The sequence below is a fragment of the Bradyrhizobium australafricanum genome, assembly GCF_020329495.1.
GTDB lineage: Bacteria > Pseudomonadota > Alphaproteobacteria > Rhizobiales > Xanthobacteraceae > Bradyrhizobium > Bradyrhizobium australafricanum.
The window spans coordinates 1-25565 of the sequence record NZ_JAGKJL010000019.1; the positions used below are offsets into that span (position 1 = coordinate 1).

26 protein-coding genes are annotated in these 25565 nt (G+C 65.1%); 15 read left to right on the forward strand and 11 right to left on the reverse strand.

The genetic code is table 11. From position 1 onward, the window contains the following. A partial coding sequence (locus J6525_RS18330; RefSeq protein ID WP_225645691.1) for a transposase occupies positions 1 to 274 on the forward strand: 274 nt, incomplete at its 5' end. 83 nt (positions 275 to 357) lie between these two features. Here J6525_RS18330 and J6525_RS18335 read toward each other — a convergent pair. From J6525_RS18335 to J6525_RS18345, 3 genes are all read right to left on the reverse strand, one after another. Next, positions 358 to 654 (reverse strand): hypothetical protein, encoded by a 297-nt coding sequence (locus J6525_RS18335; RefSeq protein WP_028341258.1) that lies wholly within the window; start codon positions 652 to 654, stop codon positions 358 to 360. Positions 655 to 1312: 658 nt separating this feature from the next. After that, on the reverse strand, positions 1313 to 2086 hold the full coding sequence (locus J6525_RS18340; protein WP_092090234.1) for a DUF2182 domain-containing protein: 774 nt from the start codon (positions 2084 to 2086) through the stop codon (positions 1313 to 1315). A gap of 44 nt (positions 2087 to 2130) precedes the next feature. Beyond that, the gene (locus tag J6525_RS18345; RefSeq protein ID WP_057015186.1) at positions 2131 to 2760 is read right to left on the reverse strand and encodes a DUF1326 domain-containing protein; all 630 of its coding nucleotides are present in this window, start codon (positions 2758 to 2760) and stop codon (positions 2131 to 2133) included. Between the two features lie 265 nt (positions 2761 to 3025). Between J6525_RS18345 and J6525_RS18350 the strand changes: the two genes are divergently transcribed. Both J6525_RS18350 and J6525_RS18355 read left to right on the forward strand, forming a co-directional pair. After that, a complete protein-coding gene (locus tag J6525_RS18350; RefSeq protein WP_225645692.1) occupies positions 3026 to 3493 on the forward strand; it encodes a hypothetical protein in 468 nt (155 codons plus the stop codon). Between the two features lie 212 nt (positions 3494 to 3705). Next, entirely contained in the window at positions 3706 to 4863 is a 1158-nt protein-coding gene (locus J6525_RS18355) for an MFS transporter (RefSeq protein ID WP_375166553.1), read from the forward strand. A 7-nt stretch (positions 4864 to 4870) separates the two neighbouring features. On the opposite strand, the gene J6525_RS18360 is transcribed toward J6525_RS18355, so the two are convergent. Both J6525_RS18360 and J6525_RS18365 read right to left on the reverse strand, forming a co-directional pair. Beyond that, positions 4871 to 5275 carry a DUF4864 domain-containing protein gene (locus J6525_RS18360; protein WP_225160594.1) on the reverse strand — a complete coding sequence of 135 codons (405 nt, stop codon included), beginning with the start codon at positions 5273 to 5275 and terminating at the stop codon, positions 4871 to 4873. Between the two features lie 120 nt (positions 5276 to 5395). Continuing rightward, a complete protein-coding gene (locus tag J6525_RS18365) occupies positions 5396 to 5779 on the reverse strand; it encodes a hypothetical protein (protein ID WP_141342804.1) in 384 nt (127 codons plus the stop codon). A gap of 187 nt (positions 5780 to 5966) precedes the next feature. Between J6525_RS18365 and J6525_RS18370 the strand changes: the two genes are divergently transcribed. Beyond that, positions 5967 to 6719: a Crp/Fnr family transcriptional regulator gene (locus J6525_RS18370; RefSeq protein ID WP_225645694.1), complete on the forward strand. Its 753-nt coding sequence runs from the start codon at positions 5967 to 5969 to the stop codon at positions 6717 to 6719. Positions 6720 to 7021: 302 nt separating this feature from the next. Here the strand turns inward: J6525_RS18370 and J6525_RS18375 are convergent, their stop codons facing one another. Together J6525_RS18375 and J6525_RS18380 are read right to left on the reverse strand one after the other, a co-directional pair. Next, a complete protein-coding gene (locus J6525_RS18375; RefSeq protein ID WP_225645695.1) occupies positions 7022 to 8554 on the reverse strand; it encodes a lysozyme inhibitor LprI family protein in 1533 nt (510 codons plus the stop codon). Between the two features lie 67 nt (positions 8555 to 8621). Continuing rightward, a complete protein-coding gene (locus J6525_RS18380) occupies positions 8622 to 9170 on the reverse strand; it encodes a cupin domain-containing protein (protein WP_018273259.1) in 549 nt (182 codons plus the stop codon). 160 nt (positions 9171 to 9330) lie between these two features. On the opposite strand from J6525_RS18380, the gene aptA reads away from it, so the two are divergent. The 3 genes from aptA to J6525_RS18395 all read left to right on the forward strand — a co-directional run bounded on the left by aptA (position 9331) and on the right by J6525_RS18395 (position 12633). Continuing rightward, positions 9331 to 10659, forward strand: coding sequence for an omega-aminotransferase AptA (gene aptA / locus J6525_RS18385; protein ID WP_038377699.1), 1329 nt, complete (start codon positions 9331 to 9333; stop codon positions 10657 to 10659). A gap of 106 nt (positions 10660 to 10765) precedes the next feature. Continuing rightward, complete coding sequence (locus J6525_RS18390; protein WP_225160598.1) at positions 10766 to 12031, forward strand: D-amino acid dehydrogenase; 1266 nt, start codon at positions 10766 to 10768, stop codon at positions 12029 to 12031. Positions 12032 to 12186: 155 nt separating this feature from the next. Further along, complete coding sequence (locus tag J6525_RS18395; protein WP_225645696.1) at positions 12187 to 12633, forward strand: GNAT family N-acetyltransferase; 447 nt, start codon at positions 12187 to 12189, stop codon at positions 12631 to 12633. 48 nt (positions 12634 to 12681) lie between these two features. Here the strand turns inward: J6525_RS18395 and J6525_RS18400 are convergent, their stop codons facing one another. Together J6525_RS18400 and J6525_RS18405 are read right to left on the reverse strand one after the other, a co-directional pair. Further along, complete coding sequence (locus J6525_RS18400; protein WP_225645697.1) at positions 12682 to 15813, reverse strand: multidrug efflux RND transporter permease subunit; 3132 nt, start codon at positions 15811 to 15813, stop codon at positions 12682 to 12684. 385 nt (positions 15814 to 16198) lie between these two features. Next, the gene (locus J6525_RS18405; protein WP_016844551.1) at positions 16199 to 16402 is read right to left on the reverse strand and encodes a hypothetical protein; all 204 of its coding nucleotides are present in this window, start codon (positions 16400 to 16402) and stop codon (positions 16199 to 16201) included. 146 nt (positions 16403 to 16548) lie between these two features. Here J6525_RS18405 and J6525_RS18410 point away from each other — a divergent pair, with 146 nt between their 5' ends. Further along, positions 16549 to 16902: a hypothetical protein gene (locus J6525_RS18410; protein WP_225645698.1), complete on the forward strand. Its 354-nt coding sequence runs from the start codon at positions 16549 to 16551 to the stop codon at positions 16900 to 16902. A 332-nt stretch (positions 16903 to 17234) separates the two neighbouring features. Continuing rightward, positions 17235 to 17495 carry a cupin domain-containing protein gene (locus tag J6525_RS18415; protein WP_225645699.1) on the forward strand — a complete coding sequence of 87 codons (261 nt, stop codon included), beginning with the start codon at positions 17235 to 17237 and terminating at the stop codon, positions 17493 to 17495. A gap of 48 nt (positions 17496 to 17543) precedes the next feature. Here J6525_RS18415 and J6525_RS18420 read toward each other — a convergent pair whose 3' ends face one another. After that, positions 17544 to 18191 carry a TetR/AcrR family transcriptional regulator gene (locus tag J6525_RS18420; RefSeq protein WP_225645700.1) on the reverse strand — a complete coding sequence of 216 codons (648 nt, stop codon included), beginning with the start codon at positions 18189 to 18191 and terminating at the stop codon, positions 17544 to 17546. A 164-nt stretch (positions 18192 to 18355) separates the two neighbouring features. On the opposite strand from J6525_RS18420, the gene J6525_RS18425 reads away from it, so the two are divergent. From J6525_RS18425 to J6525_RS18435, 3 genes are read left to right on the forward strand one after another with little or no spacing between them, the layout of a single operon-like run. Then, on the forward strand, positions 18356 to 18853 hold the full coding sequence (locus J6525_RS18425; RefSeq protein WP_225645701.1) for a (2Fe-2S)-binding protein: 498 nt from the start codon (positions 18356 to 18358) through the stop codon (positions 18851 to 18853). Beyond that, entirely contained in the window at positions 18850 to 19896 is a 1047-nt protein-coding gene (locus tag J6525_RS18430; RefSeq protein ID WP_225645702.1) for an FAD binding domain-containing protein, read from the forward strand. The genes J6525_RS18425 and J6525_RS18430 overlap by 4 nt, the downstream gene beginning before the upstream one ends. A gap of 3 nt (positions 19897 to 19899) precedes the next feature. Beyond that, positions 19900 to 22167, forward strand: a complete 2268-nt coding sequence (locus J6525_RS18435; RefSeq protein ID WP_225645703.1) for a xanthine dehydrogenase family protein molybdopterin-binding subunit — start codon at positions 19900 to 19902, stop codon at positions 22165 to 22167. A 219-nt stretch (positions 22168 to 22386) separates the two neighbouring features. Here J6525_RS18435 and J6525_RS18440 read toward each other — a convergent pair whose 3' ends face one another. Next, on the reverse strand, positions 22387 to 23046 hold the full coding sequence (locus J6525_RS18440) for a cupin domain-containing protein (RefSeq protein WP_225645704.1): 660 nt from the start codon (positions 23044 to 23046) through the stop codon (positions 22387 to 22389). 182 nt (positions 23047 to 23228) lie between these two features. Here J6525_RS18440 and J6525_RS18445 point away from each other — a divergent pair, with 182 nt between their 5' ends. The 3 genes from J6525_RS18445 to J6525_RS18455 all read left to right on the forward strand — a co-directional run bounded on the left by J6525_RS18445 (position 23229) and on the right by J6525_RS18455 (position 25561). Further along, positions 23229 to 23996, forward strand: coding sequence for an ABC transporter substrate-binding protein (locus J6525_RS18445; RefSeq protein ID WP_225645705.1), 768 nt, complete (start codon positions 23229 to 23231; stop codon positions 23994 to 23996). 183 nt (positions 23997 to 24179) lie between these two features. Then, positions 24180 to 24833, forward strand: a complete 654-nt coding sequence (locus J6525_RS18450; protein WP_092086188.1) for an amino acid ABC transporter permease — start codon at positions 24180 to 24182, stop codon at positions 24831 to 24833. After that, positions 24830 to 25561: an amino acid ABC transporter ATP-binding protein gene (locus tag J6525_RS18455; protein WP_225645706.1), complete on the forward strand. Its 732-nt coding sequence runs from the start codon at positions 24830 to 24832 to the stop codon at positions 25559 to 25561. Before J6525_RS18450 ends, J6525_RS18455 begins: the two co-directional genes overlap by 4 nt. The last annotated feature ends 4 nt before the right edge of the window (positions 25562 to 25565 follow it).

Below are 25565 nucleotides of genomic sequence, written 5' to 3' on the forward strand. Positions count from 1 at the left end.
TGCCGACCGGGTCTACCGCGGAAATCAACTCCTCGACGCGCTCTCAGACTGCGGTCCATGGACTGTCGAGATCGTCGAGCGGCCTCAAGGCGTCAAAGGCTTCCAGCTTCTGCCGAGGCGGTGGGTGGTTGAACGCACATTCGCTTGGTTCGGCAGATGCCGCCGCCTCGCCAAGGACTTCGAGGCGACGGTGGCAACCGAAGCTGCCTGGCTGCTGATTGCACACATCAGGCTCCTGACCCGCAGACTCGCGGCTGCAGCTAAGGTTGGGTGATTTATGAGTCAGACTCTGAGGAGCCCGCCAAGGGCGGGCGTCTCGAAGGATGGCCACGGATAAGGCCGCCGGCCTTGCGGCCTCTATCTGAGCGCACCGAGCACGACGCCCGATGCGGCGATGATGCCGAGCGTGATGACGCTGGCGCGCCATAAGAACTGCTGCCGGGCGGCGCGCCGGTCATGAAAGGCCAGCCAGTCGTGGACAAAGCCCGCGGGGATGTCGAACACCACCGCCGACTTGTTGCGACGGTGCGTTTCATGCTCGCAGTACATCGTCCGGACTGTCGGCACGCCCAGCCGCTCGAGCTCGCAGTGCCATTCCCAGGCATGCTTGCCGTTGGTCCAGCGATTTTCGAAAGGGATCACGTGTGATTCCATGACGAGCCTCCTGGCCCACCCTTGAACCTCACGCGATAAGTCTAGCCGATTTCATGGGCTGGCGCGAGATTGACGCCGCACCGGGGCTCGTGCCCGTGCGGTGCGATGGCGGTAACTCGTCCGGGCGCGCCATGGAGCGTCCCCGGCGGCCCTGCGCCGGGTCCGCCCGGCGGTGCAGGGGCCCGCTTTAGGCGGGCTCAGTCCAACTGCGCCAATGCGTCGGTTGAACATGGACGTGGTTATTTGAACCAACGACCCAGTCGGTGCCGTCCTTGTGGCAGGGGACCACGAGCGCATGGACCATTCCATCATAGTCCAGGACACAGACTTCGAGATCCCGGTCTGCTGGCGCAGTTGAAACGGGTAGCCATTCTGCGGGCAAGGTATGCATGATGTACCCTCCGATGAAATGCATGCGGTTCTCTCGGCGCGACGGCCGGGGGCGTGGGGCATGGCTTGACGCCAGCACGCGAGCGTCTGTCGCTCGTCAGTTCCGTCACAAGCAGCGCTGCCGGCCTGCGACGCACAATCCACCGTCCGAACGATCTTGGCACGGATGACGATTGGCAAGTGTGAACCAGCTCGCACTGCTTTCAATCTTCTTCGACAGGATGATCGCCGTCGCGCGATCGATATTCCTACACGTCCGGACACTTTCTCAAGTCGTATGCACGAGCACGATCAGTCCCGCCACAATCAACGCGGCGCCGGCGGCATAGCTGAGGCGGTGGCCGACCGGGAGCAGCTTCTCGCAGGCGACGTAGACGGTGATGCCGACGATCCAGAGCAGGTTCATCACGCCGCCGACGAACAGCAATGCCATCAGGAACCAGCAGCAGCCGAGGCAGTAAAGGCCGTGCCGCAGCCCCATGCGCAGCGCACCGGCCGTGCCCGGTTGCCAGTGCCGGCTCAGGAACAGCACCGGGCTCTGGCAGTAGCGCAGGCAGGCGCGCTTGAGCGGCGTGAACTGGTAGAGCCCGGCCAGCAGCAGGACGCCGCTGGCGAGCGTCGCGCTGGTAGCAGCCATCGCCATCGACAAGAGGCCGGCGAGGTCGAGTTGCCATTGCGCCAGCGTCGCGGCGAGGCTGAAGCCGGCCCAGATCACGAGATAGCCGCACAGGAAGATCCAGGCCTCAGCGAAGGGAGAGGGCGTTGCCGATTGCTTGCGCTTCAGGGCGGCGAACAGCAACACCATCGGCGCGGCGCTCGAGATCATCATGGCGACCATCATCGTCAGCCACATGACGAACACCAGCACGGCATGGGAAGGCGTCCATGGCGTCGGATCCATCGGCATATCAGCCATGCTCATGTCGATGCCGGCGCCGGCCAGGAGATAGGCCCAGGCCAGCGCCATCACCGCGGCGATGCCGCCTGCAAAGATCAGGCGGTCATGCCGCAGGACGTTTTCGAGCGCCGATGTCTCGCTCATGGTGGGATCCCAGCAGCCGAACGGCCGAACCGCGCCCGGCTGTGTCAGGCCGCGACGCCGTCCGGCGTCTGCACGACGTTGGCGAGCGAGCTGTGCGAGCCCTTGGTCTCGTACTTGATTGCCCCGGTCGAGCGGATGTTGGAGGAGGCCACTTCGGCCCCCCTGTGCTCGAACCCCTCCGGCATCACGACCTGGATGCGATGCGGCGTGCCGGTGACAGGATTCTTGATCGGCTCGACCTCGGTCTCCAGCACGCCCTTGGCGACGAGCTTGGCGACGCGCCCGTTCTTGTCGAAGGAGAACTCGATCGGCACGAACACCGGATCATGGATCTTGGTCACGATCAGGCTGAAGATCTGGAACAGCGTGCCTTCGGCCGAATTCTTGCCGGACAGGATGTTGAACAGCGCTTCGCGCTGTTCCGCCGTGGCGCGCTCGTCGATGATCGGCTGCATCTGCCCGTTGCCCTCGTGCAGCGCGCCGGGAAAGTCGACGGTTGCCGCGAACACCAGGCCGTCGAGCTTGGTGCTGCCGAAATGCCCCTTGGTGATCCGCATGCCGACCATGCCTTTGCAGGAACCATGCGTCGGCAGCGCATTGAAATCGCAGGGGCAGCCAAATGCACAATTGCAGTTCTTGATCCATTCGCCTTCGAGACGCCAGTCAGAAGCCATGGCAAACCTCCATATGACTGTCGGTGATCAATGCAGGCGCTTCAGAATGCTTTCCGCTTCAAAAAAACCGGATCAGTTCAAGTAGGCCGGGATCATAGCAGCAACCGGTCCGGCGGTACAGGAAGCGCTGACGCCCGATCGCCCAAACATCGCCGCGGCGGCGCACGGAGGCGCCGATCGGGGAGGGAGGACGGACCGGGATTGAACGTCCAAGCCTCGACGTCAGACGAAATACCGAGCAAGTGGCTTCGTGTCGGGGGATTCCATGACAAGCCAAGGAGACCGTGCGGCGGCAACGACCGGCAAACCCTGGATTGGTGGTTTCGGGTCTGTCGCGGCTGTCACCCTTTCCGTCGCGACGGGTGCTGCCGCAAAGCCTCCGGGCCAGGACGCCGCCATGATGCGCATGCTGGCGTGCGACGGCGAAGGCGTCAGGATGGAGGTCTATCTACCGCTATCGGTTGCATTGGCAGGCCAAGGCCTGCGCGCCGGCCAGACGGAGATCGGCTACTACGCACTCGACCTGACCGAGGCCAACAAGGGCAAGCCGCTTGAGCCGGTTCGCGTCACGATGAGCGCGGACAAGAAGACGGTGACCGTCGACCAGTACACAAGGGGACTGCCGCCGACACAGATTCCGGTGGGCGGGGGCACGGTCGATTTCGATCAGCGGTTTGCGAAACGCGCCAAATGCGGCCCCTTCCAGTCGCAGGACCCGAACTTCGGGAATTGATGCGACGCTAGCCGCGCGCGAATCCGCCGCGGAGCGTGCCGTTTCAAGGGGCGGCGTCCCCTTGCTGGCGCATGCCTAATCTCTCGGCAATGTGGCTTGACCCGGAGGCAAATGCCGACGAAGTTCCGCCTGCCGTGGTAATTTCTTCTGAATTTTCCCCTGAAGTCGCTACGTTCATTCCCGACTCGCGCCGGGCATGGCTGCGCCTTGTCGTGGCCGTGGTGATCGGCTCGCTCGGCAGCGTCGGCATGTGGTCGGTCGTGGTGGCGCTGCCGGTGGTGCAGACCGACTTCGGCGCGACGCGCGGAACGGCCTCGCTCGCCTTCACCATGGTGATGCTCGGCTTCGGCCTCGGCCAGGTCGTGACCGGCAAGATCAGCGACCGCTACGGCATCGTCGCGGCGATCGGCGCCGGGATCGGCATCCTCGGCCTCGGCTATGTCGGCGCCGGCTACGCGCCGTCGATCTGGGCCTTCATCCTGCTGCATTTCGCCATCGGCCTGTCGTCTGCGGCGACCTTCGGCCCGTTGATGGCGGAGGCGTCGCACTGGTTCGAGCGCTACCGCGGCCTCGCGGTCGCGATCGCCGCGAGCGGCAATTACGTCGGCGGTACGGTGTGGCCGCCGCTGGTCAATTTCGGCATGCAGAGTGTCGGCTGGCGCACCACCCATATTGCAATCGGCATCTTCACCGCGATCTCGATGCTGCTCGCACTCATGGTGCTGCGCGTGTTGATGGGCGCAGCGACCAGGCGCAGCCATGGCAACGCGGCACCGCCCCGGGTCGACCTCAAGCTTTCCACCAACGCGCTGACCGCGATCCTGTCGCTCGCGTCGATTTCCTGCTGCGTGGCGATGTCGATGCCGCAGGTCCATATCGTCGCCTATTGCGGCGATCTCGGCTACGGCGTGGCGCGCGGCGCCGAGATGCTGTCGCTGATGCTCGGCTTCGGCATCATCAGCCGGATCGGCTCCGGCTTCCTCGCCGACCGGATCGGCGGTATCCGCACCCTGCTGATCGGCTCGATCGCGCAAGGCGCGGCGCTGTTGTTCTATCTGTTCTTCGACAGCCTGACCTCGCTCTACATCATCTCGGCGATGTTCGGCCTGTTCCAGGGCGGCATCGTGCCGAGCTACGCGATCATCGTGCGCGAGGCGATGCCGGCGTCGGAGGCCGCGACGCGGATCGGCATCGTGATCTTCGCCTCGGTGTTCGGTATGTCCTTTGGCGGCTGGATCTCGGGCGTGATCTTCGACGCCACCGGCTCCTATGCCGCCGCCTTCGCCAACGGCCTCGCCTGGAACCTGCTCAATGTCAGCATCATCCTGCTGCTCATGATGCGGGCGCGGCAGCGGGTGGCGCTGGCGTAATTTTCGATCACACCGCCTGGCCGGCCTTGAGCAATGAGCAGCCGGTGATCTTCAGGCTGCCGTCGGCCTGCCGCTCCAGCGTGTAGAGCGCCTCCCACGCCTCGCCATTGGCATCGACGATGTGGACGCGCTGCGCGATCCGGTCGCCGTCGCTGCGCGCCTCGCCGAACTCGAAGCTTCTGTGCCGATAGACCGGCGCGTATTGGTTCTGCACCATCGACATGAAGATGTCGGCTTGCGGAAAGATCTGCCGGATCGCCGGTGCGGCATGCGAATAGGCCGCCGCGGCGTCGTCGCGGCCGAACGCCTGCTCCTGCGCGCGGATCACGGCCTGCGCGGCGCCGACGTCGTCGGCCGCTGCGGGAGCGAGCGAGCCGAGCAGAATAGCGACGAACATCAGGATGATGCGCATGCGGTGGCACCGTCGACAGTCGGACCTTCCAGCCGCCGCAAGGCTACTCCCCCACGACCACGGCGGCAACGGAGCAGGGCGCATTCGGCGGCTGGCTCCGAACGACCGAGCAGTGCGATGTTAGTTGACGCGCCGATGGTGCCGCAGCGCCTCGGCAGTCGGGCATCCGGCGTGCCGTGCATGACGCGTTGCGAATGGCTGCTCGATGGTGACGATCTGGCAACCGTATTGCGCCGAAACCTCGGCGATGACGTTCGACACCGCGTCGTCGATCCGCGAGCCGGGCAGATGCGCGACGATCAGGTCGCCGATGCTGAGCCGCTTGCGGACGCGCAGGTCGTTGTCGATGCGGTAACTGAACAGGGCATGGATCACGCCGCGGCGATCGCGAATCGCGATAAGCCCGGTCTCGGGCGAGCTGCCGCGGCAGCGCCGGCGCACGAACCGCAGCCATTGATCCGTGGTAATACTGGCATCATGCATGAACACCAGCGGATAGGCCACGATCGCATGCTGATGGTCGATCGGAAGTGCCTGGAATTGCTCGTTCATCGCCGGATTCCCCGATGATGGCGAAACTGCTGGGGAAAGCGCGGCGCAGCATTGATCTGCATCAATGCCGCCGGCGGTTGATCCAGATCAAATCGGGGTTGATAGTGTCAAGCACCTAACCAAGCGGACACCCGAAGCCATGACCATTGCCGAGCCACTGCAGGATTCCTGTGCAGGCGCGACGCGTTCCGACTGCAGGCACGGCCGCGCCACGAATGGCTGCGAAGACTGCAAGGTCAGGCTGTTCAGCGTCTGCGCTGCGCTGGAGCCGTCCGAGCTCGAGGAGCTCGACCGGATCAGCCAGGCAAAGCAGGTTCCGGCGCGAACGACGCTGTTCGAGCAGAGTGCGCTGGCGGGGAGCGTGTTCAATGTCACCGAGGGGGTCGTGCGGCTTTACAAATCATTGCTCGACGGCCGGCGCCAGATCGTGGGTTTCGCGCTGCCGGGCGACTTCCTCGGACTTGCGCTGCAGGACCGCTACGGCGTCACCGCGGAGGCGGTCAACGACGTCGCGGTTTGCCGTTTCGTGCGATCGGCGTTCCTCGCCTATGTCGACGGCAAGCCGCATCTGCTGCGCCGCCTGCATGAGTTCGCGGGGCACGAGTTGAGCCTGGCGCAGGACCAGATGTTGCTGCTCGGACGGCGCAGTGCCGAGGAAAAGATCGCTGCATTCTTGCTCAACATGCAGACGCGATACGCCCGGATCGGAAGCGTGTCCGTCACCGTGCCGCTGCCGATGAGCCGGCAAGACATCGCCGACTATCTCGGTCTCACCATCGAGACGGTGAGCCGCACGCTGACCCGCCTTGCGCGCGAGAAGGTGGTGTTGATCGTGCCTGATGGCGTGCGGCTGCTCGACCTCGAACGGCTCAAGCTGAGCGGCGCGAGCTGACGCTTCGGCGTCGGCTTTTTGATCCAGCACAAGGCGATGCGCGCGCAGGCGCGCTAGGTCTCTCCATCACATGCAGGAGACGACCCATGCCTCTCGACACCATCCTCGTCATGATCGCAGTCACAGCGATGTTCGCCACCATTGCCGCCGTTATTGCCTGGGGCGACCGGCAGACGCGCGATCTGTGATACTGTCGTGTGACCAGAGCCATTCCGGTCCGATTGAATCGGAACGGGTCTCTGGATCGTTGTCCTGACGCGTTTTCGTCACGCGAACCGGTATCCACTTCGCCTGAAGACGCTCTATCTGATCGAGCCCTTGAAATTATCGATGTCCGACGAGGGGCGGGCGGGAAACATCCGCGCGGTCGAGGAATTGTCGAGCCGGCGCTTGCATTTCGCTTCGTCGGCGTCCTTGTTCTCGGTGCCGTCCTTGTTCGAGTAGCGCTTCTTCGCGAACAGACCGTCCTGCCGGTTGACGATCAGCATGGAGTGATCGCGCTCGAGCGTGTCCGGGTTCTTGCGCTGCTCGTCGGAGCGGAATGTGCCGCCGACGATCTTGCCCGTCATCTCGTAGTCGCAGCCGGCCTTCCAGTCGCCCTGGTCCCACTTCCATCCCGTCGCCTTCACGGCGCCGTTGCTCTCGGTGGTGATCTTGATGATGGCGTTATGGGCGAGCCAGATGCCGGCAAGCCCGCTGCGCTTGTCGTCAAAGCCTTCGAGCAGCGCCAGGCGTTCGCGCTGCAATCCGTCGACGTGGTCGCGGGCATCGAGGGTGAAGTGAAACTGGGAGCTCTGCTTGTTCCAGGCCGGGTGCAGGAATTCCGGATATTGCTGCGCCTGGCTCTTCACCCAGTTGCGCTGGTCGTCGATCAGCGCGCGCCGCGTCGCCTCGTCGAGGTGCGGCTGCAATGCCTTCCAGGCGCGGTTCAGCCGCCGGTCGTTGTCGGCCAGATCAGGGTCGGCGCAGATTTCCTCGTCGGTCGCCGTCTCCGGCCTGGTGCAGTCGAAGGTCGGGACGACGAAGGCGGTGTCCGCACTGTCGGATGCCGTATCCTTGCCGGCGGCAAAATAGCTGCCGGTGACCTGCCACATCGACGAGCAGTCGGCGAAGCCGTGCCACTCCTCGTCATCGATGGTGCCGACGATCCGCAAGGTCTCGCCCTGGCGGCGGAGTTTGACTGACGGCGGCCTGGCGGCAGGGGCCGCTGCGTCGGCTTTCGGCTTGTCGGCCGCCGTGTCCGTATTGATCACCACGGTGCCGGCGAGCCAGCCACTCCCCGAAGGCTTCAGGTCGGCGGTGAGCTTGCAGCTTCGCCTGCGGTCGCCGCCATAGTCGCCGCGCAGATCGGCGGCGAGGCGATAGGCACCGCCGTCGGCCGGCGTCAGCGTGATGTTGCCGAAGGCATTGACCCAGTTGCCGGCGATGCCGGAACGGCCGGATGCCATTCCCTCAAGCGCGGCGGCGCGGCGCCGCAGGGTTTGCGCAAAACGCTCCTTCAATTCGTCCGCGTCGCTATCGGCCAGCACCTCGGCGGCGTCGATGATCATCTCGTTGAACCAGGCCTGGTCGCGCTTCAAGAGCGGCTTGATGTTCGCCGGCATCTTGCCGAGCGCCACGTCGAACGCCCCGTCGATCTGCGTCACCAGCCTGTCGGTGCCGGCCTTCCTGCAGTCCGCGATCTTGATCGTGCCGTCGCCGCCATCGCCGCACAGCCTGATCGCGGTCGGCCCGCTGCTTGATGCCAGCAGATCATCGTCCAACGCAACGGACGGGCCGGATGCAAGGACCGCGATGGCCGCGACGGCGGCCGCAAGCCGTGGAGAGCAAGGCATCAACGTCACCCGCACGGCCGCGCCATGCGGCCCCTGCGGCTTGGGTCGCCCGCCGCGCGCGCCGGGTTCAAAATGTCGGCGGCGTGCAGGCCGAGATCACTTCGCACGGCTTGGCGCCGATGCAGCGGAAGCGGTGCGGGCGGCGGCTTTCGAAGTAATAGGCGTCGCCGGCGTTGAGCACCCGCCGCTCGTCGTCGACCGTGACCTCGAGCCGGCCCGAGACCACAATGCCGCCTTCCTCGCCCTCATGCACCAGCGGCACCCGGCCGGTGTCGCTGCCGGGCTCGTAGCGCTCCTTCAGGATCTGCAACGCCCGGCCGAACAGGCTGTCGCCGATTTGCAGGTAGGAGATCGGCTTCTTGCCGATCTCGGTCAGCTCGTCGGCGCGATAGAACGCCTTGCGCGGCCGCTCCGGCTCGATCGCGAAGAATTCGGCAAGCCCCATCGGGATCCCGTCGAGGATGCGCTTGAGGGCGCCGACCGACGGGTTCATCTGGTTGGATTCGATCAGCGAAATCGTCGAATTGGTCACGCCGGAGCGCTTGGCGAGCTCGCGCTGCGACAGCTTGTGCCGCGCGCGGATGAATCGAAGCCGACCGCCGATGTCGACGCTCATGGCAGTCCCCTTGGCAAATCCCTGTTGCAGGTGTTGCGGATCGAACAAATCTTGGCAGACCGCCTCAACAAGATCAATGGCTTGCGGTGCAGCAGAAAAGGACTTGTTGAGTGCCTGGAAGAGTGGTCCGACTAGCATCAGTCAGCAATGGAGCGCCGCCGTGACCGTTCATCAGATTCCGAACACCATCAAGACCGACTCGTTTTGGATGCCGTTCACGGCCAACCGGCAGTTCAAGAAGGCGCCGCGGCTGTTCTCCTCCGCCAAGGGCATGTACTACACCTCGGTCGACGGCCGGCAGGTGATCGACGGCTCAGCCGGCCTGTGGTGCGTCAACGCCGGCCACGGCCGCCCGCAGATCGCGGCCGCGGTCGAGCGGCAGCTGTCGACGCTGGACTTCGCGCCCTCGTTCAACATGGGCCACCCCTTGGCGTTCGATTTCGCCGAGCGGCTCGCCGAGATCGCCCCGAAGGGGCTGGATCGCGTCTTCTTCACCAATTCGGGCTCTGAATCGGTCGATACCGCGCTGAAGATCGCGCTGGCCTATCATCGTGCCGCCGGCCAGCCGAGCCGCACCCGTTTGATCGGCCGCGAGCGCGGCTATCACGGCGTCGGCTTCGGCGGCATGTCGGTCGGCGGCATGGTCGCCAACCGCCGCCAGTTCGCGACCCATCTGCCCGGCGTCGACCACATCCGTCATACCCACGATCTCGCCCGCAACGCCTTCGCCAAGGATCAGCCGGAGCACGGCGCCGAGCTCGCCGACGATGTCGAGCGGATGGTGGCGCTGCATGGCGCCGACACCATCGCGGCGGTGATCGTCGAGCCGGTGCCGGGCTCGACCGCGGTGCTGCCGGCGCCGAAGGGTTATCTGCAGCGGCTGCGCGAGCTCTGCACCAAGCACGGCATCCTGCTGATCTTCGACGAGGTCATCACCGGCTTCGGCCGCCTCGGCACCCCGTTCGCCGCCAACTTCTACGGCGTGACGCCCGATATGATGACAACCGCGAAGGGCATCACCAACGGCACCGTGCCGTGCGGCGCTGTGTTCACCAGCCGCCAGATCCACGACGGGCTGATGGTTGGCCCGGACAACGCCATGGAGCTGTTCCACGGCTACACCTATTCGGCGCATCCGGTGGCCTGCGCGGCGGGTCTTGCCACGCTCGACATCTACAAGGACGAGGCTCTGCTGACCCGCGGCGCCTCGCTCGCCGACTACTGGCGCGATGCGCTGCATTCGCTGAAGGGCCTGCCGAACGTGGTCGACATCCGCAACCAGGGCCTGATGGGCGCGGTCGAAGTCGCGCCGCGCGATGGTGCCGTCGGCGCGCGCGGCTACGACATCATGGTCGATTGCTTCAACCGCGGCCTCTACTTCCGCATGAGCGGCGACTCGCTGGCGTTGTCGCCGCCCTTGATCGTCGAGAAGTCGCACATCGACGACATCGTCTCGATCCTCGGCGACTCCATCAAGCGCGTGGCCTGATAATTGCTAGCTATATTTTAGCTGGCTCTACAAATTGCTGTCGCCGTTGCGAAGCAGAGTGGTTTCGCAGCGGCGATTGCGTTTTCGCTGCAGGATGTGAAGAAAAGTGAAGGTCCTTGTTCTCGGCAGTGGCGTGATCGGCGTCACCTCTGCCTATTACCTTGCGCGCGCAGGCCACGAGGTCACGGTGATCGACCGTCAGCCGAAGCCCGCGCTGGAAACCTCCTTTGCCAATGCCGGCGAAGTGTCGCCGGGCTACTCATCGCCCTGGGCCGGCCCCGGCGTGCCGGTCAAGGCGGTGAAGTGGCTGTTGATGAAGCACGGCCCGCTGGTGATCCGCCCCAAGCTCGATCCCGTGATGTGGCTGTGGCTTTTGAAGATGCTGCGCAACTGCACGACGGCGCGCTACGCGGTGAACAAGAGCCGGATGATCCCGATCGCGGAATACAGCCGCGACTGCCTGCAGGCGCTGCGTAGCGAGATCGGCATCCGCTATGACGAGCGTGCGCGCGGCACGCTGCAGCTGTTTCGCGAGCAAGCGCAGCTCGATCACACCGGCGACGACATCGCGGTGCTGAAGCAGTACGGCGTGCCGTTCGAGGTGCTCGGCCGCGAGGGCTGCATCGCCGCCGAGCCTGCGCTGGCCGGCGTGAAGGAAAAGTTCGCCGGCGGGCTGCGGCTGCCGCATGACGAGACCGGCGACTGCCACATGTTCACGCAGGCCCTGGCGCTGGAAGCCGAGAAGCTCGGCGTGCGCTTCAACTTCAATGTCGGCATCGACGGACTGAATGCGGACACGACCCGGATCACCGGCGTCGCGACCAGCGCCGGGATGATGACGGCGGACGCCTATGTGCTGGCGCTCGGCAGCTACTCGCCGATCCTGCTGCGGCCGCTCGGCATCTCGCTGCCGGTCTATCCGGTGAAGGGCTATTCGATCACCGTTCCGATCAAGGACGCGACCGGCGCGCCTGAATCGACCGTGATGGACGAGAGCTACAAGGTCGCGATCACCCGGCTCGGCGATCGCATCCGGGTCGGCGGCACCGCCGAGATCTCGGGCTATTCGACCAAGCTCTACGCCGCGCGGCGCGCGACGCTGGATCATTCGCTGACCGACCTGTTTCCGCGCGGCGGCGACCTTCCCAGGGCCACCTTCTGGTGCGGGCTGCGCCCGATGACGCCGGACGGCCCGCCGGTGATCGGCGCGACGCGCTTCGCCAATCTGCATCTCAACACCGGCCACGGCACGCTCGGCTGGACCATGGCTTGCGGCTCGGGCCGCGTGCTGGCCGACATGCTCTCGGGGAAGAAGCCCGAGATCGACACCAAAGAGCTGTCGATCAAGCGCTACGATGTCAGGTTCGGCTAGCTCGTTTCGAGCGAAGTTTCGTAGCCCGGATGAGCGCAAGCGATATCCGGGTCTTTGTCCCGCATGTCGCTTTCGCTCATGCGGGCTACGCGGCTTCGGTTCTGATTCAATCAGAACCGAGAATGCTCTAGCGGCTTGATCGAAGGAACGCGCCAATGCCGATGCAGCGGATGCCTGCCGACTACGAGATATCAGCCGATCCGCACCGCCTGGACGTCGAGGTCATTCACACGTTTCTGGCGAAGGATAGCTATTGGGCGCGGGGCATTCCGGGATCGACCGTGGAGCGGGCAATCGACAACTCGATCTGCTTTGGCGTCTATCATCGCGCCGCACAGGTTGGCTTCGCGCGTATCGTCACCGACAGGTCGACCTTCGCATTGCTTGCCGACGTGTTCATCCTCGAGGCGCATCGCGGCAAGCGATTGTCGAAATGGCTGGTGCGTTGCGTTGTCGAGCATGAAGACCTGCAGGGCCTGAGGCGCTTCCTGCTCGCGACCTCGGACGCCCATGGACTGTACCGTCAATTCGGGTTCGAAGCGCTCGGCAACCCGTCGCGCTTCATGGAGATCGTCCGGCCGGATATCTACCGGTCGGCTTGACCGCCCCGCCAGGGCGGTTGCGATCGCGGGTTCGCTTCCACTCCGGGGCTATTCGGCGGCGTTCTTCACGGGCGGTTCGACATCGTCGTCTCGCTTCGTTGCCGTCCAGTTCGACAGCGCGTTCGAGAATCGGTCGAGATAGAGATACACGACCGGCGTCGTGAACAGCGTGAGCGCCTGGCTTACGATCAGGCCCCCGACCATCGCATAGCCGAGCGGCTGACGGATTTCCGATCCCGTTCCGGTGCCCAGCATCAGCGGGACGCCGCCGAGCAGCGCCGCCATCGTCGTCATCATGATCGGGCGGAAGCGCAGCAGGGCCGCTTTCCGGATCGATTCACGCGGCGATAGGTGCTCGTCCCGTTCGGCGGTGATCGCGAAGTCGACCATCATGATACCGTTCTTCTTCACGATCCCGATCAGGAGGATGATGCCGATCAGCGCGATCAGGCTGAAATCGAACCCGAACGCCATCAGGATTGCCAGCGCGCCGACCCCGGCCGATGGCAGCGTGGACAGGATCGTGAGCGGATGGATGTAGCTTTCATAGAGCACGCCGAGGATCAGGTAGACCACGACCAGCGCGGCCAGGATCAGCAGCGGCACCGAGCTCAATGATTGCTGGAAGGCCTGCGCGGTGCCCTGGAAACTCGAGCTGAGCGTGGCCGGAGCGCCGAGATCGGCGACGGCGCTCTGGATCGCGTCGGTGGCCTGGCCGAGCGCCACCCCTTGCGCGAGGTTGAAGCTGATCGTGGTCGCAGGAAACTGCCCCTGGTGCGCGATCGCGAGCGGGCGCACCGGAATCGTGGTCCACTTGCAGAACACGGAGAGCGGTACCTCGTCCCCCGTGGTCGGCGACTTGATGTAGATCTTGTTGAGCGTGTCGAGCTTGCCCTGCAATTCCGGGAGGATCTCCAGGATGACGTGGTAGCTGTTGAGCTGGGTGAAGTATTGGGTCACCTGGCGCTGGCCGAACGCGTCGTACAGCGTGTCGTCGATCAGTTGCGGCTGGATGCCGAAGCGCGACGCGGTGTCGCGATCGATGGTCAGCGTCAGCGTCGTTCCCTCGGTCTGCTGGTCGGTGGCGACGTCGCGCAGTTCCGGCAGCGTCTTCATCCTGGCCAGAATCTTCGGCGCCCATTCGTTCAGCTCGTCGAGCTTTGCATCCTGCAGCGTGTATTCGAACTGGGTCCGCGTGGCGCGGCCGCCCAGCCGGACGTCCTGGGACGCCTGCATGTAGAGGCGCGCGCCCTCGACCGCCTCGAGCTTCGGCCGCAGCCGTTCGATGATCTGCTGCGCGCTCGCGTCGCGCTCCTCGCGCGGCTTCAGCGTGATGTACATGCGACCCGAATTGAGCGCGGTACCGCCGCCGCCGATGAACTCGGCCATGCTGTCGACCGCGGGATCAGCCCGGACGATGCTGCTGAGTTCTTCCTGATGCCGCTTCATGTCGGTAAACGAGATATCTTGCGCCATCTGCGACACGGCGATCAGGAAGCCGTTGTCCTGTTGCGGGAAGAATCCCTTGGGAATGATCACGAACAAATAGACCGACAGTGCCACCGTCGCGAAGAAGATGCATAGCGTGGTGCGGCTCCAGCGCAGCGCCAGATCAAGGCCGCGTTGATAGCCATTCAGCATCCTGTCGAATGCCGCTTCGCTCCATTGGTAGAGCCGGCCGTGCCTCGTTTCGGCACGCGCGCGCAGGAAGCGCGATGCCATCATCGGCGTCAACGTCAGCGACACCACCAGTGAGACGAAGATCGCCATTGCCAGGGTCACCGCGAACTCGCGGAACAGCCGGCCGATCACGCCGCCCATCAGGAGCAGAGGGATCAGCACCGCGACCAGTGAGATGCTGATCGACAGGATGGTAAATCCGATCTCGCCGGCACCTTGCAGTGCCGCGGCGAGCGGCCGTTCGCCCTGCTCGACATATCGCGTGATGTTTTCCAGCATGACGATGGCGTCGTCGACCACGAAGCCGACCGCAATCGTCAGGGACATCAGCGAAAGGTTGTCGAGCGTATAGCCGAATACCCACATCAGCGCGCAGGCGCCGAGCAGCGCGAGCGGTACCGTGACGGCCGGAATCACCGTGGCCCAGAAGCTGCGCAGGAACAGGAAGATTACCATCACGACCAGAACGATGGTGATGAGCAGCGTGATCTGAACGTCCTCGACGGCGGCGCGGATGGTCAATGTCCGGTCGCTGATGATCTTGATCTTGATGGCGGGCGGAATGGCGGCAATAAGTCTCGGAAGTTGCTCCTTGATCCTGTCAACCGTTCCGATCACATTGGCGCCGGGCTGCTTGAAGATGACGAGGAACACGCCGCGTTGGCCATCCGCCCAGGCGGCCTGTTTCATATCTTCCGGCGCGGCGACCGCTTGGCCGATGTCGCGAATCCGCAACGGGCCGCCGTTGCGGTAGGCGACGATGACGTCATTCCAATCCTTGGCATCCGGGAGCTGATCGTTGGCGTAGATCGTGTAGGCGCGGCTGGCGCCGTCGATGTTACCCTTCGGACTGTCCGTCGTCGTGATGGCGATCTGGCTGCGGATATCTTCTAGCGAGAGCCTCTTGGCGACCAGCTTGGCGGGATCGATCTGCACGCGTATGGCGGGCTTCTGCTGCCCTCCGATGAACACCTGGGCGACGCCCGAAATCTGGCTGATTTGCTGCCCGAGCTGGGCGTCGACCGCATCGCTCACCCTGATGAGCGGCAGGGTGTCCGAGGTCGCCGACAATATGAGGATGGGCGAGTCCGCCGGGTTGACCTTGCGGTAGATCGGGGGCGTCGGCAGATTCTTGGGCAACTGACCGCCTGCGGCATTGATCGCCGCCTGAACATCGTTGGCGGCGCCGTCGATGTTGCGGTTCAGATCAAACTGGATGGTGACCGCGGTCGACCCGAGCGAACTCGTCGAGGTCATCTGGGCAATGCCGGGAATCTGCGCGAATTGCCGCTCCAGCGGCTGCGCGACGGAGGACGCCATGGTTTCGGGGCTGGCGCCGGGCAGGCTTGCGGAGATCTGGATGGTCGGAAAATCGACCTGCGGCAGCGGCGCGACCGGCAGCAGCGGATAGGCGACCAGGCCGACGAACAGAATGCCGGCCATCAGCAGCGAGGTGCCGATCGGGTAGCGGATAAACGGAGATGAGATGCTCTCGCTCATTTCTGCAATCCAAATGAACGGCAGGCGCATCTTTTCCCGGATATCGGGAGTCGTCCTCGAAAGCTCGAGCGCGAACGCGCGTTTTCCTCGCCATGGCCAATCGGCAGATCGTGGAGTTTGCCTCCGCGTCTACCTGTTTTTTGCCAGCATAATCATTCCGGGGCACGCCGCGCGAATGGAAACGTCGGATCGGCCATTCGACGTTCGTTCAATGGCCGGAATTCGCGTGCCGTTATCGCCGTTTGGGAAGCGTCAAACATGTCCCCTGGCGCAGAATATATCGTGGGACGATATATTATTGCACGCGCGGTCGGCCCGACGCCGCGAGGGGCGTCATGATTGTTCAGGCGCGGCTCGTCCGGTGCAACGTGCTCGTGCGGCGGTCCTAGGCGATGTCGAACTCGTCCTGCATCCTGGTCACGATGTCGCGAAGCTCTTTTTCCTTCGCCTCGTCCAGCGCCGTCTCGCGGGTGCCGCCGAGATCCCAGCTCGGCGTATAGCCCTTGAGCCGGATCAGCTTCAGGCCAGTGACACCGGATCGTCTTTCCAGCTCGGCCGTGATCTCGTGCTGCATTTGAAGCGTCTTCATCGCGCATCTCCGGGAACGCTATCCCGCTCAACAGGACAGCCAGCATCATGTTCCTCGCGAGCCCGCGCCGGATGTGTGTCCCGCCGTGCGGGAACGTGCGCCGTGCGGTCCACGTTGCTTCCGGTCGAACCAGGAAAGGATATCACATGAAGAAACTGGCAACGATCGGATTGGCTGCGGCCATGATACTGTCGACATCGCACGCCTTCGCGCAGGGTGGCGGCGGTGGTGGGGGCGGCGCCGGTGGCGGATCGGCCGGAGGCGCGAGTGCAGGCGCGGGGCCTGGAAGCTCCGGCGCAGGAACCGGCACCGGCGGCACCACCGGGATGGGAACAGGCTCGGGAATGAGCAATCCGCCCGGCAGCACGACCGGGAACATGAACAACCCAGGCACCTCGACGCCGAACTACTGGACCGACCCAAACAACAATTCGGCGACCGGGACTGGGACATCGAACCTGCCCGGCAACAACAGCGGAACGCGGACCAATCCGCGATGATCCGAAAGCCCCGCCTCAGCGCGGGGCTTTTCGTTACGCCCCCGATCGCGAAGACCAACAATGGACGTAGCGACAAAGCGCCAAAGGTGATCCATATTGCGCTAAGATTGACGTTTATCGAGCACGTAATGAAGCTCCTGCTATTGGCAAGAAAGGAGTATTGGCATGACGTTGCGCAATCTCTCTTATAGCCTCCTAATCTCTTTATTATTTGATTATTTGCATTTGGCGTAGAGATCGCTGTCTCGCGGGCCGCAGATGCACCGAAGGACAACAAGGGATACACAACGAGCAAGACGACAGTCGTCGAACTGGGCCCCGAATTTCCAGGCATGGAAGGTCGGCAACTGAGGCTCCGTTTGCTCACAATCGAGCCGGGAGGCCACATCGGCCTGCACGATCACAAGGAACGGCCTGCCGTCGTATATTTCTTGCAGGGAACCGACACCGTCATTCGGGACGACGGCACCTCTCAGACCTTCAAGGCTGGGGATGCGACGGGCGAACCTGGAACGACAATTCATTGGCACCGCAATGATGGCAAGGATGCCGTCATCTTCGTCACGGCTGATATCTTCAAACCAAAGAACTGAGGCGATCGGCAGAACCGGCGATTGTATCAGACCGCTGTTGGCCGGTAGCTATGCCTTGCGCGGGGCTTTTCGTGCGGTCTTGTTCGCAGGCTTTGCCGCGGAGGCCGCCTTGTCTGCCGGCTGCACCCGCAGCCCGTCCACGAATACGTCCAACAGCCTGAGCGCGGTGGTCTGCCAGCCGGGCTGGTCGTGCATGTAGCACATGCCGATCAGCGCGCGCAGCACGTCCTCGGCGCTGATGTCGCCACGGATCGCACCGGCCGCGACCGCGCGCGCGAGCAGGGTGCCGATCGCTTTGGTCAGGCGGTCGAACGAATAGGCGTGCAGCTCGGTCGAGCCGTGAGCGACCAGCGCCAGTGCTGCGACCATGCCCTTCTTGGTGGCAACGAATTCCACGTTAGCGCGCAGCCAGCGCCGCAGCGCCTCGACCGGCTCGGGCGCGCATTGCAGTTGCTCGGCCAGATCGCCGAGCTGCTCGACCTCGCGGCGGTAGACCGCCTCATAGAGCGCTTCGCGCGTTGGGAAGTGGCGATAGAGCGTGCCGATGCCGACGCCGGCATGGCGCGCCACCGCCTCGAGACTCGCCTCGCTGCCGCCGGCCGAGAACACGGCCTTGGCCGCTTCCAGCACGCGCTCGCGATTGCGCACGGCGTCGGCGCGGGGCTTGCGTGCAATTTCTGGTGATCGACCGGCCATTAGTTTTTCATCGGCTTTTTCTTTTCACCCTCCCTTGTAAACGGAGGATGCCTCCGTATATGGCGACCAGCACCGGACCTGACAAGGCGCGCCGATCCTGCATCGGCGGCCACGGGCTTCCGTTGCCTCGATTCAACCCGACCATACACGGATCGGAGCCCTGCATGAATCTCCCACTCAGCCTCACCATCAACGGTGTCCGCCGGGAAATTGCCCTCGACGACCCCCGCGTTACCCTGCTCGACCTGTTGCGCGAGCGCCTCGACCTCACCGGTACCAAGAAGGGATGCGACCGCGGCCAGTGCGGCGCGTGCACCGTCCTGGTCGACGGTCGCCGCATCAATTCCTGCCTCGCGCTTGCCGTCAGCCATGACGGCGCCGAGATCACAACCATCGAAGGCGTCGCGCGCGGCGACCAGCTGCATCCGGTGCAGGCCGCCTTCATCGCCCATGACGGCTTCCAGTGCGGCTTCTGCACGCCGGGCCAGATCATGAGCGGCATCGGCCTGATCCAGGAAGGCCAGGCCGGCGACGATCCGGAGCGCGTGCGCGAATGCATGAGCGGCAATCTGTGCCGCTGCGGGGCCTATCAAGGAGTCACCGAGGCCGTGCTCGAGGCGCAGGCCGACATCAACGCGACCAAGCAGAGGCGCTCCGCATGATGAACTTCGATTATGTCAGGCCGGCCAGCGTCGCGGACGCGATCGCGGCGGCATCCGAGAAGGGCGCGAGCTATCTCGCCTCCGGCACCAATCTGCTCGACCTGATGAAGGGCGGCGTCAGCCGGCCGAGCCTTCTCGTCGACGTCACGTGTCTGCCGGGGCTCGACCGCATCGAGCATCTGGCCGACGGCGGCTTGCGGATCGGCGCGCTGGTGCGCAATGCCGATCTCGCGCATGACGCGGAGTTTGCGCGCGACTATCCGGCGGTCGCCGAGGCGTTGCTGTCGGGCGCGTCCGCCCAGCTGCGCAATGCCGCGACCGTCGGCGGCAACCTGATGCAGCGAACGCGCTGCGCCTATTTCTACGACGCCGGCAGCGCCTGCAACCGGCGCTGGCCGGGCGCCGGCTGCGACGCGCTGAAGGGCGAGAACCGCCTGCACGCGGTGCTCGGCTGGAGCGAGGGCTGCATCGCAACCCATCCGTCGGATTTCTGCGTGCCGCTGGTCGCGTTCGACGCCGTCGTCGAGATCGAGGGCAAGACCGGCCGGCGCGAGCTGCCGCTCGAGGCGCTGCACCGTCTGCCGGGCGAGACGCCGGAGCGTGAGACCGCGCTGGAGCGCGGCGACCTGATCGTCGCGCTGCGGCTGCCGGCCGAAGCGCAAGGCTTCTCCGGGCATGCCCGCTACATCAAGGTGCGCGAGCGCACGTCCTACGCGTTCGCGGTGGTCTCGGCCGCGGCCGGCTTGCGCATCGAGGATGGAAAGATCCGCGAGGCGCGGCTCGCGCTCGGCGGCGTCGCGGCAAAGCCGTGGCGGGCGCGCGAGGCCGAGCAAGTGCTCGCGGGCGCCGCGCCGGATGCGGCGACCTATCGCGAGGCGGCGCGCGCCGCGCTCGCGGGCGCAAAACCGTCCGGCGACAACGCCTTCAAGATCGAGCTCGCGCAACGCATCGTCGTGCGCGCGCTCACCCTTGCTGCCGCAGGCACGCCGGACCGGATTCCCGCGCTGCCGGGCTCTCCCTTCTCATCCGTTGCAGGAGCGTAACGCATGACGGCTGAACTCAATCTGACCCGCGACCCCGCCCATCTCAGGCACGGCTCGAATATCGGCCAGCCGCTGACCCGCACCGACGGCACGCTGAAGGTGACCGGCAAGGCCCGCTATGCCGCCGACAATCATCCGCCCGGCATGGTCTATGCCGTGATCGCGACCAGCTGCATCGCGCGCGGCCGCGTCACCGCGCTCGACGTCGCTGCCGCCAAGCGCCACCCCGGCGTCATCGACGTGATGACGCCGGCGCACAAGCCGGAGCTCGCCGAAGACCCCGACGCCAAGGGCAATCCGTTCGCCTTCCGCATGGAGCTGTTGCAGAGCGACGAGGTGCGCTACGCCAACCAGGCGATCGCGGTCGTGATCGCCGAGACGCTGGAGGCCGCCACCGAAGGCGCCGCGCTGCTGTCGCCGCGCTATCAGGTCGAGATCGCGCGTGTCGGTCTCGACGCCGGCGAAGCCTACGCGCCGCCGGTGGTCGGCATCGGTAATCCCGCCGAGGTCCGGCACGGCGATATCGATGCCGGCCTTGCCGCTGCGTCGAAGCGGATCGACGCAACTTACGAGACGCCCGCGCAGTACCACAACGCGATGGAGCCGCACGCGATCGTCGCGGTGTGGGACGGCGACCGCCTGTTCCTCGACACGCCGAGCCAGGGCATGGCGATGGCGCAGATGCGGATCGGCGGCCTGTTCGGCATTCCGCCCGGCAACATCCACATCAACAGCCCGTTCCTCGGCGGCGGCTTCGGCTCCAAGGGCCTGGTCTCCGGGCCGCAGGTGCTCGGCGTCATGGCGGCGAAACTGGTCGGACGTCCGGTCAAGCTGGTGCTGCGGCGGAGCCAGATGTACGGCCCGGTCGGCCATCGTCCGCAGACCCGCCAGCGCATCCGGATCGGCACTGGTGACGACGGCCTGCTGACCGCGCTCGATCATGAGGCGCGCGTCACGACGTCGAGCTTCGACGATTTCTACGAGCCTGCGGCGGACGCCTCGCATACGCTCTATGCCAGCCCGGCGATCCGCACCGCGCATGAGGCGGTGCGCGTCGACACCGGCACGCCGCTGTTCATGCGCGCGCCGGGCGAGGCCACCGGATCGATCGCGCTGGAAAGCGCGATCGACGAGGCGGCGTTCGCCTGCGGCATCGATCCCCTGGAATTCCGGCTGAAGAACTACGCCGAGGTCGAGCCGACCACCGGCAAGCCGTTTTCCTCCAAGGCGCTGCGGCAGTGCTACGCCAAGGCCGCCGAGCGTTTCGGCTGGGCGGGGCGGCCGCTGCAGCCAACGCAGATGCGCGACGAGAACGGCTTTCTGATCGGCTGGGGCATGGGCACCGCGACATTCCCGGCGCTGATGTTCCAGGGCAATGCGCGCGCCGTGATCCGCGCCGACGGACGCGGCGTGATGGAGAGCGGCGCGCATGACATGGGGCAGGGCGCCTGGACTGCGCTCACGCAAATCTCGGCCGACGCGCTGGCGCTCGATCTCGAGCAGATCTCGTTTCTGTCGGGTACGTCGGACCTGCCGGATGCCGGCATCGCCGGCGGCTCCGCGCACACCGCAACGGTCGGTGCCGCGATCCACAATGCCGGCGCGGCGGTGATCGCAAAGCTCGCCGAGCTTGCGACCTTCGACCAGCGCTCGCCGCTGTTCGGCGCCGGCAATGCCGGCGTGGTGGCGCGGGCCGGGCGGCTCCATCGCCGCGACGATGATGCGCGCAGCGAAAGCTACGCCGAGATCCTGGCGCGCGCCGGCGTTGCCGAGGTCGAGGCCTCTGGCGCGGGTGCGGCCGATCCGGCGGCGCAATCGCAATATGCGATGCACGCGCATGGCGCTGTCTTTGCCGAGGTGAAGGTCGATCCGGATCTCGGCCAGATCCGCGCCACGCGGCTGGTCGGCGCGTTCGCCGCAGGGCGTATCATCAATCCGTTGATGGTGCGGAGCCAGCTGCGCGGCGGCATGATCTGGGGCCTCTCGTTCGCGCTGCACGAGGAGGCGGTGATGGACAAGCGGTCCGGCCGCATTCTGAATGCGAACCTTGCCGAATATCATGTGCCCGTGAATGCCGACGTGCCGCCGATGGAGGTGATCACGGTCGACGAGCACGATCCCCATGTGAACCCGCTCGGCATCAAGGGCGTCGGCGAGATCGGCATCACCGGCAGCGCCGGCGCCGTCGCCAACGCAGTCTTCCACGCCACCGGCATCCGCGTGCGGAATTTCCCGATCAAGATCGAGGAAGTGGTGATGGGGTTGAAGTGATGCGGCTCGATAGGATCACGGTGTAACCATCATCGTCGTCCCGGCGAAAGCCGGGACCCATAACCACAGGGTCGTGTTGTTTAACAAGGCTGCGGCCCCAGCGTCGTGCAATCACTCATATTCGTGGTAATGGGTCCCGGCCCCCGTGCGCAATTGCGCACCAGGCCGGGACGACGCTGGATGGTTTTCGCCGGGACGACGGCGGAGGGAGATGGGCCGTCACCCCGCCGCCGTCACGCAATTCACCCACAGCACCACGGCCTTCGCATCCCGTGCCGGATTGGAGAACCGGTGCGGCCTTCGGCTCGCGAATCTGAAACTGTCGCCCTGCTTCAGCGTCCAGGTCTCCGTGTCCACCGTCAGCGTCATCTCGCCCTGGAGCACGAGGCCGGCCTCTTCGCCGTCATGGGTATAGAACTCGTCGCCGGTGTTGCCGCCGGGTTCGAGATGCACCAGGAACAGGTTGAGCCGGCTCTCGCTGCCGGCCGGGCTCAGCAGCTGCTTTGAAATTCCCGTGCGCCACAGCTTCAGCTCGGCGCGCTGCACCTCGCGGGTCACGATGCCGCTGGCGCCGTCATCCCTGGGCGTCGCGCCGAACAGCGCAGCGATGCCGACGCCGAGCACGTCGGCCAATGTCGCCAGCACGCGCAGCGAGGGCGACGACAGGCCGCGCTCGATCTGGCTGATGAAGCCGATCGACAAGTCGGTGCGCGCGGCGACCACCTCCAGCGACATTTCCTTGCTGCGGCGCAGGTCGCGGATGCGGCGTCCGACCGCGAGATCCATCGCGGGCTCGGCCGGCTTGCTGGCCGGTTTCTTGACCGGTTTCCTGGCCGCGCGGCCTGCCGTTGCGGGCTTCGCTGCCGCGCCTTTACGCATTCTCTTGCCGCCGCTCACGTCAATCCGCTTCCTTCATGTGCATGAAAACCGCTTGCATTGGCCGCGGTTTCGTGACCACAATTTCATATTGGTGAAAATAGGCCGGAACGGCGTCGACCGCAACCAAAAGCCCGAAACGCGCGGGCGATGCGGCGCCAAGGCCAGCTTCGGGAGGTGTTGCGATGTCGTTTCAGCGTCTCGTCCAGGCCGCGGTGGCGGCGCTCGCCCTTGCCTTGACCGCGCCGTCAGGGGCGCAGCAGGTGCTCAAGGTCGGCTCGACCCCGACCGGCATTCCCTTCACCTTCCTCGACACCAAGACCAACTCGATCCAGGGCATCATGGTTGATCTCGCCACCGAGATCGGCAAGGACGCCGGCTTTGCCGTGCAGATCGAGCCGATGCAGTTCTCGGCGCTGATCCCCTCGCTGACCGCGAACAAGATCGACATCATCGCAGCCGCGATGTTCGCCACCGCCGCGCGCAAGGAGGTGATCGACTTCTCCGAGCCGGTCTACACCTATGGTGAAGGTTTGGTGGTGCCGAAGGCCGACACCAAGGCCTATGCCTCGCAGGAGGATCTGAAGGGCACCGTGGTCGGCGCCCAGGTCGGTACGGCGTTCGTCGATGCGCTGAAGAAGACCGGGCTGTTCAGCGAGGTCAAGGTCTACGATACCATTCCCGACATCCTGCGCGACGTGAATGCGGGCCGCCTCAAGGCCGGCTTCGCCGACTATCCGATCCTCGCCTACAATCTGCAGCAGGGCAATTTCGCCGACGTGCGGCTGGTCGACGGCTACAAGCCGTTTACCGTCGGCACCGTCGCGATCGGCGTCCGCAAGAGCGACACCGAGCTGCTCGCGAAGAGCAACACCTCGCTGGCGAAGCTGAAGGCGAACGGCACGATCGCAAAGATCCTGGAAAAGTGGGGCCAGAAGGCCAACGCGTCGTGACGCGCGTGTGCTTCTACTGGGCTTGCCGGGCTACGCAAGAGTGACCCGTCACCCTGAGGAGCGCGTAGCGCGTCTCGAAGGGTCGACGGCCACCAGCCGGGCCGATTCATCCTTCGAGTCGCGGCGAAGACGCCGCTCCTCAGGATGACGGGAGCGGGTGACGGGACGGGATAAATTTAGCCGATGCAAAAATTCTTCCATGACGCCGTCGAGTTCGTGCCGATCCTGCTGCAGGGTGTCTGGCTGACCATCGTCGTCACCGTCGGCTCGCTGTTGCTGTCGACCGTGCTCGGGCTTGTGTGGGCCTTGATGCGGGTGTCCGGCATCGGCGTCCTGGTCGGGCTCAGCGCCTCGTTGATCAACGTGATCCGCGGCATCCCGATCATCGTGCTGCTGTTCTACATCTATTTCGTGATGCCCGATTTCGGCATCGCGCTGTCGGCGCTGCAGGCCGCGATCATCGGGCTCGGCATCGCCTATTCGGCCTATCAGGCGGAAAATTTCCGCGCCGGCATCGAGGCGATCGACAAGGGGCAGATCGAGGCAGCGCAGACCATCGGAATGGGCTGGTGGCTCACCATGCGCCGCGTGGTGCTGCCGCAGGCGGTTCGGATCATCCTGCCACCCTACGGCAACATCATGATCATGATGCTGAAGGATTCCTCGCAGGCGTCCACCATCACGGTCGCCGAACTGGCGCTGCAGGGCAAGCTGATCGCATCCTCGACCTTCAAGAACACTAGCGTGTTCACCCTGGTGGCGCTGATGTATCTCACCATGAGCATCCCGCTCATCCTGCTGGTTCGACACTTCGAGAACAAGGCGAACCGCAAATGATCGAGCTCAACGACGTCCACAAGAGCTTTGGCAAGGTCGAGGTGCTGAAGGGCATCACCGCCTCCGTCGCCAGGAGCGAGGTGGTCTGCATCATCGGTCCGTCCGGCTCCGGCAAGTCGACCATCCTGCGTTGCATCAACGGGCTCGAGAGCTACGATCGCGGCGAGATCAGCGTCGAGGGTGCGCGCGTCGACAGCAATGACCGCTCGATCGTGGCGATCCGCACCCAGGTCTCGATGGTGTTCCAGCGCTTCAACCTGTTCCCGCATCGCACCGCGCTCGAGAACGTCATCGAGGGGCCGCTTTATGTGAAGAAGGAGCCGCGCGAGCAGGCGATCGCCCGCGGCCGCGCGCTGCTCGCGCAGGTCGGGCTCGCTGACAAGGCCGAGGTGCATCCGCCAAAACTCTCCGGCGGTCAGCAGCAGCGCGTCGCGATCGCGCGTGCGCTGGCGATGCAGCCGAAGGCGATCCTGTTTGACGAGCCGACCTCCGCGCTCGATCCGGAGCTGGTCGGCGAGGTGCTGTCGGTGATGCGCAAGCTCGCCGACGACGGCATGACCATGGTCGTCGTCACCCACGAAATGGGCTTTGCCCGCGACGTCGCCGACCGCGTGCTGTTCATCGACGGCGGCGTCATCGTCGAGCAGGGCGCCGCCAAATCCGTCCTCAACCAACCCCAGCACCCGCGCACCCAGGATTTCCTGCGCCGCGTGCTGCATCCGCTGTGATCAG

Coding starts and splice junctions, on each gene's coding strand:
- J6525_RS18420 (WP_225645700.1), bottom strand. CDS start 18,191: ATGGCCGGTCGATCACCAGAAATTGCACGCAAGCCCCGCGCCGACGCC.
- J6525_RS18395 (WP_225645696.1), top strand. CDS start 12,187: ATGCCGATGCAGCGGATGCCTGCCGACTACGAGATATCAGCCGATCCG.
- J6525_RS18335 (WP_028341258.1), bottom strand. CDS start 654: ATGGAATCACACGTGATCCCTTTCGAAAATCGCTGGACCAACGGCAAG.
- J6525_RS18345 (WP_057015186.1), bottom strand. CDS start 2,760: ATGGCTTCTGACTGGCGTCTCGAAGGCGAATGGATCAAGAACTGCAAT.
- J6525_RS18435 (WP_225645703.1), top strand. CDS start 19,900: ATGACGGCTGAACTCAATCTGACCCGCGACCCCGCCCATCTCAGGCAC.
- J6525_RS18425 (WP_225645701.1), top strand. CDS start 18,356: ATGAATCTCCCACTCAGCCTCACCATCAACGGTGTCCGCCGGGAAATT.
- J6525_RS18360 (WP_225160594.1), bottom strand. CDS start 5,275: ATGCGCATCATCCTGATGTTCGTCGCTATTCTGCTCGGCTCGCTCGCT.
- J6525_RS18440 (WP_225645704.1), bottom strand. CDS start 23,046: ATGCGTAAAGGCGCGGCAGCGAAGCCCGCAACGGCAGGCCGCGCGGCC.
- J6525_RS18370 (WP_225645694.1), top strand. CDS start 5,967: ATGACCATTGCCGAGCCACTGCAGGATTCCTGTGCAGGCGCGACGCGT.
- J6525_RS18415 (WP_225645699.1), top strand. CDS start 17,235: ATGGAAGGTCGGCAACTGAGGCTCCGTTTGCTCACAATCGAGCCGGGA.
- J6525_RS18380 (WP_018273259.1), bottom strand. CDS start 9,170: ATGAGCGTCGACATCGGCGGTCGGCTTCGATTCATCCGCGCGCGGCAC.
- J6525_RS18400 (WP_225645697.1), bottom strand. CDS start 15,813: ATGAGCGAGAGCATCTCATCTCCGTTTATCCGCTACCCGATCGGCACC.
- J6525_RS18410 (WP_225645698.1), top strand. CDS start 16,549: ATGAAGAAACTGGCAACGATCGGATTGGCTGCGGCCATGATACTGTCG.
- J6525_RS18350 (WP_225645692.1), top strand. CDS start 3,026: ATGACAAGCCAAGGAGACCGTGCGGCGGCAACGACCGGCAAACCCTGG.
- J6525_RS18450 (WP_092086188.1), top strand. CDS start 24,180: ATGCAAAAATTCTTCCATGACGCCGTCGAGTTCGTGCCGATCCTGCTG.
- J6525_RS18430 (WP_225645702.1), top strand. CDS start 18,850: ATGATGAACTTCGATTATGTCAGGCCGGCCAGCGTCGCGGACGCGATC.
- J6525_RS18405 (WP_016844551.1), bottom strand. CDS start 16,402: ATGAAGACGCTTCAAATGCAGCACGAGATCACGGCCGAGCTGGAAAGA.
- J6525_RS18445 (WP_225645705.1), top strand. CDS start 23,229: ATGTCGTTTCAGCGTCTCGTCCAGGCCGCGGTGGCGGCGCTCGCCCTT.
- J6525_RS18375 (WP_225645695.1), bottom strand. CDS start 8,554: ATGCCTTGCTCTCCACGGCTTGCGGCCGCCGTCGCGGCCATCGCGGTC.
- J6525_RS18455 (WP_225645706.1), top strand. CDS start 24,830: ATGATCGAGCTCAACGACGTCCACAAGAGCTTTGGCAAGGTCGAGGTG.
- J6525_RS18340 (WP_092090234.1), bottom strand. CDS start 2,086: ATGAGCGAGACATCGGCGCTCGAAAACGTCCTGCGGCATGACCGCCTG.